The 13,577-nt window shown below is 55.9% G+C and carries 12 protein-coding genes and 1 pseudogene; 6 read left to right on the top strand and 7 right to left on the bottom strand.

The genetic code is table 11. From position 1 onward, the window contains the following. Positions 1-64 precede the first annotated feature (64 nt). The 4 genes from FEAC_RS04960 to FEAC_RS04945 form a co-directional block, all read right to left on the bottom strand. A complete protein-coding gene (locus tag FEAC_RS04960) occupies positions 65-448 on the bottom strand; it encodes a hypothetical protein (protein ID WP_152623091.1) in 384 nt (127 codons plus the stop codon). Beyond that, positions 445-1,869, bottom strand: a complete 1,425-nt coding sequence (locus tag FEAC_RS04955) for a DUF4331 domain-containing protein (protein WP_035388897.1) — start codon at positions 1,867-1,869, stop codon at positions 445-447. The genes FEAC_RS04960 and FEAC_RS04955 overlap by 4 nt, the downstream gene beginning before the upstream one ends. 51 nt (positions 1,870-1,920) lie before the next feature. Next, complete coding sequence (locus FEAC_RS04950) at positions 1,921-2,208, bottom strand: hypothetical protein (protein WP_152623090.1); 288 nt, start codon at positions 2,206-2,208, stop codon at positions 1,921-1,923. 663 nt (positions 2,209-2,871) lie between these two features. Continuing rightward, positions 2,872-4,302, bottom strand: a complete 1,431-nt coding sequence (locus FEAC_RS04945) for a phospholipase D-like domain-containing protein (protein WP_160290332.1) — start codon at positions 4,300-4,302, stop codon at positions 2,872-2,874. Between the two features lie 352 nt (positions 4,303-4,654). On the opposite strand from FEAC_RS04945, the gene FEAC_RS04940 reads away from it, so the two are divergent. The 4 genes from FEAC_RS04940 to FEAC_RS04925 all read left to right on the top strand — a co-directional run bounded on the left by FEAC_RS04940 (position 4,655) and on the right by FEAC_RS04925 (position 8,587). After that, a complete protein-coding gene (locus tag FEAC_RS04940; RefSeq protein ID WP_052565638.1) occupies positions 4,655-6,148 on the top strand; it encodes an APC family permease in 1,494 nt (497 codons plus the stop codon). A 2-nt stretch (positions 6,149-6,150) separates the two neighbouring features. Beyond that, a complete protein-coding gene (locus FEAC_RS04935; protein ID WP_035388899.1) occupies positions 6,151-7,014 on the top strand; it encodes a hypothetical protein in 864 nt (287 codons plus the stop codon). A gap of 106 nt (positions 7,015-7,120) precedes the next feature. Continuing rightward, positions 7,121-7,537 carry a hypothetical protein gene (locus tag FEAC_RS04930; protein WP_035388900.1) on the top strand — a complete coding sequence of 139 codons (417 nt, stop codon included), beginning with the start codon at positions 7,121-7,123 and terminating at the stop codon, positions 7,535-7,537. A 240-nt stretch (positions 7,538-7,777) separates the two neighbouring features. Continuing rightward, positions 7,778-8,587 (top strand): class I SAM-dependent methyltransferase, encoded by an 810-nt coding sequence (locus tag FEAC_RS04925; protein ID WP_035388901.1) that lies wholly within the window; start codon positions 7,778-7,780, stop codon positions 8,585-8,587. A 201-nt stretch (positions 8,588-8,788) separates the two neighbouring features. Here the strand turns inward: FEAC_RS04925 and FEAC_RS04920 are convergent, their stop codons facing one another. Both FEAC_RS04920 and FEAC_RS04915 read right to left on the bottom strand, forming a co-directional pair. Next, positions 8,789-9,649, bottom strand: a complete 861-nt coding sequence (locus FEAC_RS04920) for a metallophosphoesterase family protein (RefSeq protein WP_052565636.1) — start codon at positions 9,647-9,649, stop codon at positions 8,789-8,791. After that, positions 9,646-11,094: an amidase gene (locus FEAC_RS04915; protein ID WP_035388934.1), complete on the bottom strand. Its 1,449-nt coding sequence runs from the start codon at positions 11,092-11,094 to the stop codon at positions 9,646-9,648. The genes FEAC_RS04920 and FEAC_RS04915 overlap by 4 nt, the downstream gene beginning before the upstream one ends. Before the next feature lie 356 nt (positions 11,095-11,450). On the opposite strand from FEAC_RS04915, the gene FEAC_RS04910 reads away from it, so the two are divergent. Beyond that, complete coding sequence (locus FEAC_RS04910; RefSeq protein WP_035388902.1) at positions 11,451-12,665, top strand: M20 family metallopeptidase; 1,215 nt, start codon at positions 11,451-11,453, stop codon at positions 12,663-12,665. A gap of 167 nt (positions 12,666-12,832) precedes the next feature. On the opposite strand, the gene FEAC_RS16325 is transcribed toward FEAC_RS04910, so the two are convergent. Continuing rightward, positions 12,833-12,970, bottom strand: a complete 138-nt coding sequence (locus tag FEAC_RS16325; RefSeq protein ID WP_201773845.1) for a zinc ribbon domain-containing protein — start codon at positions 12,968-12,970, stop codon at positions 12,833-12,835. Positions 12,971-13,190: 220 nt separating this feature from the next. On the opposite strand from FEAC_RS16325, the pseudogene FEAC_RS15920 reads away from it, so the two are divergent. After that, positions 13,191-13,577: pseudogene (locus FEAC_RS15920) on the top strand (hypothetical protein); the annotation flags it as partial.

The following is a 13,577-nucleotide window of genomic DNA, read 5'->3' as shown; positions in this document are numbered from 1 at the left end:
AAATGCCGCTTGTAGCCGCGGCGATCTAGCTATGCCTTCAGCGGTTGAGCCGATCACGCTCGACCTAGTTGCTTCGGTCTGGCGTGGCCACGTCATCTGGATCGACAACGAGAGTCCTGACCTGCCCAGCAAGGATGGTCACACTGCCTAAAGATTGTTCGCCTTCAATGTCTACTTCATAGATGCCTGGGTCAAGGCTGGCGAACACCGCCGCCACCTGGGTTCGTCCAGGCAACACTCGATCTAGGAACCACACATGCTTGTGGAAGCCTTCATGACCACTTACGAAGCACTCCTTACCCACGTGATCACGCTCGCCCATGACAACGAGTGCACCCGTCGTCTCATCGATGTCGATAGCGACAGCCCCTGTCATTGAAGGGAGATGCTCCTTGGGCAGCGTACGCTGCCCAAGGAGGTCCAGGGGAGGAAGGGTAATATCGGTCACTGATTCACCAAGGTAGGCGTCGCGGTCACCGAAGGGTTGGAGAATCCATCCCAGGGAATGCCCAAATACGGGAAACTATTGAGATACGTCTCCCCGATCGGGCCAAGCTGACTTGGCGAAGTTTTATTGGGATTGATTACATCGTAGATAGCCCCAGCTGCGGCATCTGGCTTATAGCTCTTGTCAACAAGGGGAATCGTCGTGCCAGCAATCGCACGAAGCTCAATCGAGACAACATCGTCATAGACCCGGCGCCCATTTGGATACCCTGCTAGATCTCCACCAAGCACTCCAAGAATCGACGGTGAGCTCGACGGTGGAATCGCGACATTGAGGCGCAACATATCAGCGTACCATGGACCCGTGTAGGTGTTCAGACCATCGACCACGCCAGTGGGAATACCGGTTAAGAGGATGGCTACCAAGTCCGCTCTCGCCGCTGTGTACTTAGCCAGGTCAGGGAACACTCCAGGATAAAGCACCGGCAGTAACGAACTCAGTTCTGGATGCTGTACATAGGAGAGAAACTCACGGTCAGCGAAGGGTGGAAGCGTGTTCCAGAGATCCTTCTTGCCGATTGGAACGATGACTTCGTTAAAGAGTGGATTACCCAATCTCGAGACCTGTACAAACGGACCCACGTCGGAATCCTTACCAGTGAACGCCTGGTCATAGACACGGACCTTCTGCCGATTCGCCGACGTCCATATGCCAAGGACTGCTGCGGGATCGGTCACCGATGTCGGCATTGACCCATTGCTGGTTAAAAGCGTGATTGGCACCTGAATCGCGATCGAGGCTACGTTGAGCCCTGCTGTAGCATTGACTCCAGCTGAGGCCGGTCCAGGAATGAGTTGATCAGGAGAGAATGGACGGAGGTCTCCGAGATCGAAGATGGAACCTAGGTCCACGTAGAAACCTTCAGCCCTCTGACCCGCGAAAATCTTCTCGCCATCACTCGTGGTTACCACTGCCGCATCCGCTAGTGGTGCATAGTGAGGAATGGAGCGTGGCCCAACATTGGAGGGTGGGCACGGCGCATTGCTGGCGAGCTCATGGTAACCGTTCTTGTCGATACGAGTAACCGTGTAAAACTGGCGTCGGTTCCAGTTCGGCGAGTCGAGTGCAGTGATCTGACCAGTATTGTACAAGAAAGTATTCGGGTCCGCCAACTCCGTGTGGAACTGAAACTGGTAGGTTATATTCGACAACGGCTCCCCATTATTGGAGATGTGGATCTCATAGAGTACATCGTCGCCGAACTCGTAGAAGTTCGGTCCTCCAGCTGGCAATTGCAGCGGCAGATAATTAGCGATAATAGTCACGGTATCGGGACTATCTGGCGAACGAAACGCGTAGAGATCTGTAGAGTCTGCTACTGGATCCTTCGATATGGCTGGTGCTTCTCGGTGTGATGACACAACAATTTTCCTTTCAGTGAACGCAGTCTTGCGGTTTTAATAGCAGGAGTTTTACTTAGGAGCACGGATCGCCGAGGCGAGTTGTGCAATCAGACGATGATCCTTAATACGAACCTCTTCGGTTCCAAACATTACCGATAGCTCACCTGTGGCGGGGTTGGCTACGTGCACCACCAAGGATTGGATTGCGCTCGACTCCTCCGGGGTTAGCTCAGGATAGGCTTGCTTTTTCGAATCGGCCAGCCGGACGGCGCCAGCAGGAATAACGGCGACTGCTCCAACGGCTGCCAGCGTGGCAGACGATCGGATCAGAAAGGAACGACGACTAACTTCGGTCATTTGGCCTCCACTCTTCAAACAACGGTTGCTGCTGATGTGCTTGGTTCGTAGCGCCACTGAACTTTGGATGTCTTGCATTCGAATTCCTACTTTGAGCTCCAAGATTTTGCCCTAATCCAGAGGAGAGCCGAGATGCTGTGCACTTGCAGGCAGCGCCAAGCCAAGCGCCTCTTCTAGGTGAGATCAGTGGCTATAGCTGAGGTTTGGTCGATCCAAACATCGGCATCACCCCGAAACTCCATCATGTCTTAGTCACCTTGCTGGTACCTGCAAGAATCTATGGTTGGCACAGCCTTGCAAGCCAGATTCGCTCAAAGATCGTCTCGGATAGAACTGCAGTCCCAGGGGCATAGATCATGAGTGCCGTGGCCCCCGCCGTACCTATTTGAGCGACCAAGAGAAGAGGTAGAACACGAGTAAGTCCCTGGTTGCAAGCACGTTAGTAGATAGCCAAGCGTACTAAGAGCGCCTACTGCAGCAACGAAATTGGAGGTCACAGCTCACCGTAGCTCGCAATAGTTATTGCAGACTAGGACAGAGTGGTACGCTCAATCCATCTCTTCAGTGGGCTAGCGGACCATCTGGATCACGCGACCGATAATAGCGTTCCTCTATCAAGAGACCTGGATAAAAACGCAGCTCACACAGTAGCAACAGTAGAGTTCACCCGGTTCGTTGGACATAACTTACGGTACCATTCTCGAAATATACGCGGCCAGCCGGATAGATCCAAATCACCTCTGGGTGGCCGTCATAGGTAGTGGTCGATGTAGAACTGGGAGATCCCCATAGCTGTGTAACCTGCGACTCAGTGACGCCATATTTCAGGTAAGGATACGAGTGCACAGATCCACTTGGCGGGGTGGCTGCTGGCGGGGTGGCTGCTGGCGGGGTGGCTGCTGGCGGGGTGGCTGCTGGCGGGGTGGCTGCGGCCGATCCACCTGATGCCGGCCTCCACGTAGTTGCCTGATTCCACACCTCATTAAACCAACCGAGCGCCTGATTGCGCACCGCTGCATTCGAGGTGACTATACCCACTTCTCGATTGTCGTTAAAGGAGACAATCGAGAGGTTTTCGGAGCCGACAAAAGCAGAGACGGGTGTCAGGATCAGCTTGGCATGCATATAGGGGTTTGCCAGTGTCCGGACCTGCACCCCAGCGCGCACGAGTTGGGTGGCATAGCCAGTCGCCTCGCGGGATAGACCCGCCGGCACCAGGAGTCGAGCACCTGATCCATGGGTTGAGAGCGCTTGATAACACGCCGGAGCATCACCTAACTCCTCAGCCATCACCTCTACTGGACCCGTCTCGCCAAGTAGTGAGGCGATTGTAGGACCAGACCCGGGCGAGAGCAGGAGGCTCGACCTTGGCGATAAGCCAGCCTGTGCACCGATCCAATCGGCATGGAAAACCTCTGCTATCGTCGTAATCGTGCTGGTTCTGGTGGTCTCAACTGCGTCCTCGAGATTGCTACCATCGAAGGCACTAGTAGTCGCGTTGGGTGAACCAACGATAGCTACCTGATCAGGTTGGCCTGGGTCAACAAGCAGATACTTCGCGTGATCGAAGGAATACGATCCTTCGAAACGCGACGGAGCCACTTTGATATTCACGCCGCTCCCAGCTAAAGCAGAGACAGCGACACCGGGAGCAGAGGCATCTCCATAAGGATGTCCGTCCACTATGACGTCCACCTGCACACCTCTACCGGCTGCACTGCGTAGTGCATCTATGAACTGGGTGTCGGTTAGAAGGTACTCGTTGAGTTCGATCACCGAGCGAGCGCCATCGATAGCGTTCAGCCACGGCTGGATGCCGGCCTGTGGCTCAGTCAAAAAGGTCAGGGTGCCCGCCGATGTTTTAGTGGTTGGCGCCACCTTCTTGTCATGGCCAGCAGAAGATGAAACCGTACCGACACTCACTCCTGCGCCAGCACTACCAGTACCAGACTTAGGCGATGCAGGCACTACACTCGTTGCAACCTGGGTTGTCGTTGGTTTACCGCTGGTTGTATTCGTCGTACATCCACTGAGTAGCACTGCACCAGCTCCGACGAGCACCACGCTAAACCTTCCGCGGCTTCGCCTCCTCATATCTAGCACCATCAGCCAAACCCCCGATCTAAACGTACTCTCCTTCATCCCAAACTGCTGACATTTTCGGCAATCCACCCACTGGAGTAATCTGGCGATCACGAGTGCGATGCAGTCCGGTCGGCCCAGCCGTGGCTTAAATCAACTGCAGCAGTCATAAATCTGGCCCAGCTTCTGTTGGCGCAGTAGCATGGCGGCCGCTGACACTCTCTACACCAAATCCATCTCGCAAGACTGGCAACTGTCTAATCGGAAAATATCTTTCGCCTTCGCGGAATACTTGTACCATGTCAAACGCTAGCATCAGTAGTAGAAAAAACTTCTAGCTAGTTCTGGAAAGGGCAACAAGACGATGGAGCCGAACGATCTCTCTCCCACTAATGGAGTACCGTCGTCAAGCTCATCAAATGGCCTCCAACCAGGGATTGTCTCTTTGTGGGGTCTGGTCAGTCAAAGCATCGCCGGAATGGCCCCAACTTGTGACGTCGTCGCCTTCATGACAGCCGGTGCCGCCTTTGCCCTCGTCGCCCTTCCCCTCTCTTATCTCTTCGCCTTTATCCTCATGTTTATCGAGGTAAACACGCTTTACCATCTCTCCAAGCATCGCGGCTCTGCTGGTGGCTACTACAGCTACGTCTCCGCAGGATTAGGTGCAAAACCAGCACTCGTTACCGCCATCATGGTCATCTCCTATCAGCTGATAAGCATCGCCGGCGTGCCAATCTACGTCGCCGGCGTGTTCTTGCCAGGTCTAGCTCACTCCTACCTGGGCATTGCGCTCCCGAGCTGGTTCTGGATCCCCATGCTGTTGGTTTTCATCGGGGTACCATGGCTGCTGTCGGTGCTCGGCATTCGTCCAACCGTCAAAGCCATGCTCATCACGAGTTCACTCGAGATCGTCTTTCTCATCGTCTCTTCTATCATCATCATCGCCCGGGCACACGTCACTGCTCCATTGCATCCGTTCACCTTCGCTAGCGTAGGGATAAAAGGCGTGGCACTCGGCATGATCTTCGCTATCACCAGTTTCATCGGTGTGGGCAGCCATGCCCCCCTGGGAGAGGAGACAAAGGGAATTAGGACTCAGCAAGGAAGGTTGATCGGCAAAGCCGCCATTCTCTCGCTGACTCTGGTTGGAGTGGCTCTCACCATTTCGGCATATGCGCTCACCGTCGGTTGGGGACAGGCAAAGATGGGGTTGTTTTCTCAATCTGCAGCCCCCGGCGTGCAGGTCTTCCTCAACTATCTAGGACCCATAGGAGCGGTCGCACTAGTTGTCCTAGCCATCAACAGCGCGCTCATGGACGACCTCGCGCTCATGACTAGCACCGCTCGGGTACTCTTCGCAGTCAGTCGAGACAAGCTGCTCCAGACGAGCTTTGCTACCGTCAACGGCAGACGAGCACCGGCTGCGAGCGTGACCTTCGTCGGGGTTACCGCGATCATCGTTGGGTTAGCTTTTGGTCTCTGGCTGGGTCCGGCTCAGGCGTTTGACGTGCTCACTACGGCGGTATTATTTGGCCTCGTCACAGCGCACACACTCATGAATCTCTCACTCATGCGCATCTCCTATCGGGAGCGTCGTGTGACCCAACTCGCCTTTCATCTTGTCCTTCCGATCATCGCCATGGGACTCTTTTGGTTTGTGCTCTACGAGTCGATCATCCCCTTTGTCTTCCCACTTGCGTGGGCAGCCATCTTTTGGCTCTTGCTTCTAGTCGGAGCCATCATCTGGACCTACCTCAAGATAGGTGGCGACCGCGGCCCCTCTTCGCAGGCTGGCCATGAACTCGGTGTAGCCCACGGAGAGACCATCCATGAGCTCGGCCTTTGGCAGGAGACGTAGCGATGACGACCTCCGCAAAACTTCGCGGCTTAGGACAGGGAAATACGATCACCCTGGGAAACTGTGAAATCTACGCACCTGAAATCTTGGTGACACTTCCAATTATCATTCGCTGTCGCACACATCACGAAGGCGATACGAACTGCCAACTGCAACGCAGGTCGCGTCTACGCCGCGCGTGGGACCATCAACTCGAGTCCATAATCGACACCATCGACGTAGATCCTGGAACGATTGAGGTTGCCTTCGCCGAACTCGCAGCCTCTCCTGATCCCAACAGCCGCCTTATCTCGGCTCGAAGCGAGCGTTGCCCTCTCCGAGTACTTACAGAGCTTGCCAATGACTGGTGGTGGGAGGTTCGGGCTGGTGTGGCCTCGAATGCACGTTGTCCACATCAGGTCCAGCACACACTAGCCATCGACGACAATCCATGGGTCAGACGTGCACTCGCTGAGAATCAGAACACCGATTCAGCCTGCATAGACATCCTGGCGAAAGACTCCGATTTCGGTGTCCGCGATGCCGCGGCTGAACACCCCCGGTGCTCGAAAGATTCGCTGGTCAAACTAGCTTCCGATGGTCGATGGGAGATACGTCGTTCGATCGCTAAACGCCAGGATGCTCCTCTAACCGCGCTCGCCCTCCTCGCCAGCGATCCAGAGCCGTGGGTACGCTTTTTCGTGGCGGCTAACCCAACCACGTCCAGCCATCTACGCCAGCGCCTGGAACAAGATTCAAACACTAAGGTTCGATCGATGGCGCGTCACGCCAGCACTCCTGCGGCCAAAGTAGCTAACGCTCTCGCTTTTGGCCTCAACCAGCTGCCTGCCAGAGGTGTTAGCGCAGACGACCCGCACAAACTATAGAGTCTCCAAGCAACCCAGGGTCGTACACTAACCAGCTATCGTCTGGATGGGACGACCGCCCCGAACTCAACTGACAGCTGGCAGTTCCATAACTAGAATCGATGAGATGGATGATGGCATACGGCGAGTCCTCATCGACGCTGATTATGGCGCAGATGGTATCTGGTGGGTGCTCACCTCCGATGAGATGAGTGCGCCCACACCCCAAGGCTCTTGGAGTACGCATCCAGCTCGCAACAACGATCAAAGGTCAACTCCGGCGTGGCCACAGTTATCCGACGAGCTTCGCGACGAACTGAAACGTTGGAACGATGAGATGATGGATACTGCGCCTTCCGCCACAAGCGAACTGTCGGCGCTGCGAGAGCGTGGTCGTGTGCTTGCAAACCGCGTCCAACAACAGTTGGGCGAAGGTTTCGAAGTTCTCTATCCCTTCGGCACACGAATCTACCGAGTCGATCCACCCGGCGACTGGGCAATCGAAACCTGGGAACAGGAGCTGCTTGGGTATCCAAAGCGATAACCTCTTGGATCGAGAACACCGAGGTAGCGCCTCTGTCCTCTTGGAGCAGCTCTTCATCGTTGCCGATGGTCTCTCCTCGACGAGAAGCTAAATTATCAGCAGTTCCGGCGGCTAGCTTCGGCGGTTCGCTGAACACGAGCCAGTGACCTAGGCGACTTGTAGGCGGCTGATCTCCATGCCCATCACTTCAATTCCGACGCTATGTCTAACCTGCCAAGGCGCCAATCTATAATCTTCTAGATGAATCGCGATCAACTCTTCGCTGCGAATCGCAACTGGTGGGATGAACGCGGCCCTCTGCATGCAACATCGCCCTTCTATGGGATCGATAGATTAATCGCCGGAGCCACCTCTCTAGACGATTTTGAACTCGCAGAGTTCGACATTGGGTCAGCTCGCTCCTTCGTACATCTACAGTGCCACATCGGTACAGACACGATCTCTTGGGCACGCCGAGGGCTTGAGGCAACTGGGCTTGACTTCTCGGTGGCCTCACTAGAACAGGCAAAGAATATTGGAAACCGTTGCGGGATCGAGATTCGTTGGGTTGCCTCGGACCTATACGAGGCACCCGAAACACTCGCCAAGACCTACGACATCGTCTACACCGGCAAGGGAGCGTTGAACTGGCTTGATGATATCGAGCGCTGGGCGTGGGTGGTGGCGAAACTCTTGAACTCGGGTGGACGACTCTACTTAGTCGAGTTCCACCCTATCTCGTGGATACTTGGCGATGAGGAGTGGGCGATCAAGAACGACTACTTCACTACTGGTGACCCGTATATAGAACACGACCCAGAGGGCAGCTATGCCGTTCCTGAGGCGACTACGAGCGCTAACACTACCGCCGAGTGGCAACATACCCTAGCCGATATTGTATCGGCTATTGCGGGTGCAGGACTGACGATCCGGTGGCTGCATGAGTTTCCATTCACCGAATTTCAACAGTCGCCCGTGCTTAGGAAAAGCGCGGATGGCAGGGTGTACGAGTTGCCGCCGGAGATGCCACGACTTCCACTGATGTTCTCACTTTGCGCGACCAAACCATAAGGATCAACACCTTGGCTGAGCCCGTCTATCTCAGGTCTTACCTGCACCTCCAACAGAGCCCGGTTGGTCGATCTCCTACTGCCAGGCACACTGTCCTTAGGGTTAAGTCAACTCGTCGGTGCCTGCCGGCTCCTTAAAATAGACGCTTGAAAATGACGTCCTAGTCATCGCTACCTCGATCATCTGTCTCGGCGGACAGAACTAGGCAACATAGAGAGGGACGACGACAGGTTCCTGACCACACCAGAGATGGTAATCGAGTGCATCGTTACCATCGAGCATCTCTGCGGGCCAAAATACCTTGGATCCCCCACCTCTGAGAGAGCGGATCTCCAGCGTTGAGTCGACGACATCAATGATCCAACCTGCACTAGCCCCAGGACCTAGTCCCCCTGCACTCAGTTGAATCAGGTCCGCGCCCAGAGGGGTAACCGTCTGCGCATGAACATGACCACACAGATAGGCTCGAACCAACGGTTGGCTGTGCAAGAGTTCGAGCATTCGTTCCCGCACGCGATCTATGTAACCCTGATAGCCAAAGGATGCCAGAACTCCCACCTCTTTGGTCACCGCCAGCGGATAGTGACCTAGCACGAGAGCCGGACCTTCGAGCCTATCGAGCGCCTGAGCTAGTAGGTCTAGACTCCCATCGGGATCATCCTCTCGAAGCGCTAGCGCGAGCAAGGTCACTGGGCCCTCTCCACGGTGAACCAAAGGCTCCTGGGAAAAGGTTCGCGCAAAATTTGTGGCAGCCCACGGAACGGGTTCATAGGTCTCCATAATCGGATATGAGCTGCCGCGTACCACGTTCGCCGACAGGTCGTGGTTGCCGGGAATAGCAAGATAATCGACGCCAATGCCATCGAGCCATCGACGCACTCCAACGAGCTGGCTACGATCGAAACATCCATAACTGGTGAGGTCTCCCGTCACGACCAAACAATCTGGTCGGGCTGCCCGTATGGCGGGGATCGACAGATCCAACTCTTGACGAACTCCAGGCTTGAAGCGCTCTGGAGCAAGTTCAAAGTGGAGGTCAGAAACATGAACGATTCGTGTCACCGTCGGCCGCCTTCGAACGCGAGCGCCGGCCAACGATCGGCCCACGGAGTCACGTATTCGAACCAGGATCCGAGCCGGATCAGCAAGTCCTCCCGTCCGTAGGCTGCGACGAATTGGATACCGATTGGGAGCTCTGGATGGCCAGCATTCATAGCGAGTGGTAAAGAGATCGTCGGTTGTCCGGAGACGTTGAACTGTCCAGTAAATCCAAGGAACTCGAGTTGACGATCGAGGCCGAGTTTGGGATCGCTGAGGTAACCGAGTTTGGGAGGTAGGCGAGGGGCGACCGGAGTAAGCAGTAGGTCATATCCATCGATCTCGAAAAACTTGGCGACGCGTCGACCATACGCCTGTAACCAATCGACAGACTCGACGTAGCGATAGGCTGGAAGTTGACGCCCAAGCTCCACGAAGACACGGTTATCGGACTCGATCTCCTCGAGTTCAACGCTACGACCTAGCATCCGTTCAATCGAGCGCAGCTGTTGGGCTATAGATCCCTTCACTACATCTACAAACCTGGTCTGGAATTCCTCCTCCGCTAGAGCCTCCGGCCACGCCTCCTCGACGACATGACCGTGTTCACTAAGAAGGTCCGCGATGCTCCTTACCGTTGCGGTGACAACTGGGTCGTGGCGCGCTGCTTGTAGGAGAGGGTGGTCGAGCACGCCTATCCGCATGCGACCCAAGGGTTCGTCGATCTCCTCGGCAAGCGGCCGAGCGAATGCCGGTGCGGTGTAGGGATCGCCGCTCCGATACCCGGCCATGACATCGAGGACACCAGCTGCATCTCGAACAGAACGTGTCAGAGCTCCGTCAATCGTCGACCCCGCCCAACCGTCGCCAGCCAATGGCCCCTTCGAGACCCTGCCCCGCGAGGGCTTCAGCCCAACTAAACCGCAGTAGCTCGCTGGAAAACGAATCGATCCGCCACCGTCGCTGGCCTGGCCAACCGGAGCCATGCCGGTCGCCACCGCCGCAGCCGATCCACCCGATGATCCACCCGATGAGTATTCGAGATCCCAGGGGTTGTGAGTAGCGCCGGTGGAGACAGGCTCAGTCGTTATGTTGGTACCAAACTCAGGCGCGTTGGTCCTGCCGATGACGATGAAACCAGCATCGAGCAGGGACTGGACGTAATAGCTCGTCACCCCAGCACGGTGGTCGGCCCGACGTAGCACCGCGGAGCCAAGCCAAAATGGCTCACCTTCCTGGGCGGCTCCTAAATCCTTGAGCAATAAGGGGACGCCACCGAATTGGCCAGTTCGACCATTGACCGCCTCGTCATGGGCACGCTCGAATCGATCAGAGATGACGGCGTTAATCTGGGGGTTCAGCGCCTCGGTGCGATCGATAGCGGCGTCAACTACCTCGACCGCACTCACCTCTTTGGATCGGATCAGTTCAGCAAGAGCGGTTGCGTCATGGCGCCAGAGTTCACTCATCTTCGATTCGTACCTTTCGACCTTCGAGGCGCACCCGTCACCAGCGCCTTCCTCCAAAGCTAACACTAGCAGTCACTTAAACCTTCGATCCAATGACGTTGTGCAAGCAATCCGCACACACGGCCACCATACCAAAGCTATAACAAGTCATCGACACCCAGAGCGCAAAGCGAGTCCAAGCAATAGGAGGCGGATAATAATGTTGGACCCCAAAGCCTGTCAGCTGACGAATCGGAGTCATGAATCAGGTTACTGGCAAGCATATATTCGATGTTTAGTCGGCGCAATGCGGCTGGGATATGGTCGTCTACTGCGAGATGTCAGGACAGATAGACTGAGCAAAAAGGGAGAGGTCCATGGATACGTCGTCGCCCAGCGAGCTGTTTCACTACCTTGACACCGATGGGCTCATCGACTTTGCACAACGTCTCGTTAAAATTCGCAGCGTGAACGATCCTTCCTCCGGGTCGACCGAACAAGACGCAGCACAAGCTGTGATCGAGCTCGCGACAGGCTTTGGGTGGACCCCCATCGTCGACTACGTGCGCCCGGGGCGTCCGAATGTGATCATCAGGCTTCACGGATCGGCCCCTGGATCCCACCTCATCTTCGAGGGCCATACCGATGTCGTCTCGGAGGGTTCTCGAGACCTCTGGGACTTCGATCCTTTCGGCGGCGACATCGTCGAGGGTCGACTGCTCGGTCGTGGATCTGCAGACATGAAGGGTGGGCTCGCGGCCATGCTATACGCCGCCCGCGCACTCGAACTAAGCGGTGACTTGGTTGGGACTCTCACGCTTGCGGCTCTGGTCGATGAAGAGGAGTTAATGCTCGGAGTAAAGGACTTCGTGGCCAAAGGATACGCCGAGGGCGCCCTCGGCGCGATAGTCTGTGAGCCAGAAGCTGGCGAGATTTGCATCACCCAAAAGGGTGCCATTCGGCTCGAGGTACGTTTCCATGGTCGGATTTCACATGGCGCCATGCCGACTCAAGGCATCAACCCGATACCCGCCTTGATGGATATCCTTGACTTTGCGCAGCGGACCGAGCTCCAGTTGCAGACCCAGCACGACACAGATCCCCTCCTCGGTGCTATCTCTATAACCCCGACCGTCCTCCAGGCGGGTTCTAGAGTTCAGCTCAACTTGACACCCCCGGTCGCCACCGCCGACTTCGACCTGCGGACCACTCCTCTCGTCGATCACGACGAGCTCGTTAGCTCATTCGTCACTGAAGTTCAACGAATCGCCGCAAAGACCGGCTGCCAGGGAGAGGTCGAGGTGATCGACGATCGGCCTCCAACCTCGATCGCGGCAGATGCAGCGCTAGTCAAGTCGCTCTCGGAGGCGCACAGGGTGGTCCTCGCGAACGAACCCGTCTTGGGCGGAGTGCCTGGAACAACCGACGGAACCATTCTCCACCGTGACGGCCATCTGCCGGTAGTCGTCTATGGGCCGGGGGGCAAGTGGATAGCCCATCAAGCCAACGAATTCGTCGAGGTTACAGAGATAATTGCAGCGGCCAAGGTATATCTGTTGGCGGCAAGGGACCTGCTCCATAGCGCTAGGTGACATCCTCCCCGACCTTACGGACGGGGCTTCCCAAGCTGCTTACGCAACTTTAGGATTGGTGGTGCGCTTCATAGGGTCGCTGTGTTGTGTCTTGGTAGACACAATGTGCGATTGTCCTCCACGCTCTTGGACCACAAACCCTGCGGCAATGATATTCTTGGCCGCATTCACGTCTGCGTTATCCGTATAGAGCCACACGATAGACAGTGGAAGAGAGCTTGACTCTCGCGATTCTTCTTGTCCGTGTAACCACACTCAGAACAACGCAGGCTCGTGTATGCGGGACTGATAGTGTTAGCGGCCATGCAATAATGCATAGATGCGGCCAAATAATTGCACGGTAGCGGACACCAAAACTGCACGCACATCACTGCCCTCCAAGGGTGGCTGGTTCAAGGTGAAGTACGCGTACATCGTTGAGGCGCAACAGCGAGAGCATCGGGTTTGTCAATGGCGACTCGAGAACGCACCAGAGCACACATCATGTCCAGCAATGCACAACTGCCTAAGAATTGGAGTGTCACCATGTCCAGCGTCAATGAAATCAACCAACTCCACCCGAGTGTGGGGTCACCAGGAGTCAAATCCCCGTTGCGTCACGATAGCGTCACGATAACGTGCCCAGTCTGTGGGAATAGCTTCCCCTCATCAGGGAGGAGAACCTACTGCTCAGATGCTTGTCGTTCTCTTGGCTATCGCAGACGACGCAGTGTGGATAGGGAGAATATCACCGTAGCCAAGTCACGGTCACGTCGGGAGATCACCGTCTATGAGTGCGATTCTTGCGGCGAGCGCTCTCTTGGAGAGCAACGCTGCTTAGAGTGTCACACCTTCATGCGACGAGTCGGAATCGGGGGGCATTGCCCCTCGTGTGACGAAAGCGTCGCAATTAGTGAACTCGCCGGCACTGAG

Source organism: Ferrimicrobium acidiphilum DSM 19497 (assembly GCF_000949255.1).
GTDB classification, from domain to species: Bacteria; Actinomycetota; Acidimicrobiia; order Acidimicrobiales; family Acidimicrobiaceae; genus Ferrimicrobium; species Ferrimicrobium acidiphilum.
The sequence above is the reverse complement of the archived record's forward strand: the minus strand, read 5'-3'. Positions and strand labels throughout refer to the sequence as shown.

Coding starts and splice junctions, on each gene's coding strand:
- FEAC_RS04950 (WP_152623090.1), bottom strand. CDS start 2,208: ATGACCGAAGTTAGTCGTCGTTCCTTTCTGATCCGATCGTCTGCCACG.
- FEAC_RS04945 (WP_160290332.1), bottom strand. CDS start 4,302: ATGAGGAGGCGAAGCCGCGGAAGGTTTAGCGTGGTGCTCGTCGGAGCT.
- FEAC_RS04940 (WP_052565638.1), top strand. CDS start 4,655: ATGGAGCCGAACGATCTCTCTCCCACTAATGGAGTACCGTCGTCAAGC.
- FEAC_RS04935 (WP_035388899.1), top strand. CDS start 6,151: ATGACGACCTCCGCAAAACTTCGCGGCTTAGGACAGGGAAATACGATC.
- FEAC_RS04930 (WP_035388900.1), top strand. CDS start 7,121: ATGGATGATGGCATACGGCGAGTCCTCATCGACGCTGATTATGGCGCA.
- FEAC_RS04925 (WP_035388901.1), top strand. CDS start 7,778: ATGAATCGCGATCAACTCTTCGCTGCGAATCGCAACTGGTGGGATGAA.
- FEAC_RS04915 (WP_035388934.1), bottom strand. CDS start 11,094: ATGAGTGAACTCTGGCGCCATGACGCAACCGCTCTTGCTGAACTGATC.
- FEAC_RS04910 (WP_035388902.1), top strand. CDS start 11,451: ATGGATACGTCGTCGCCCAGCGAGCTGTTTCACTACCTTGACACCGAT.
- FEAC_RS16325 (WP_201773845.1), bottom strand. CDS start 12,970: ATGGCCGCTAACACTATCAGTCCCGCATACACGAGCCTGCGTTGTTCT.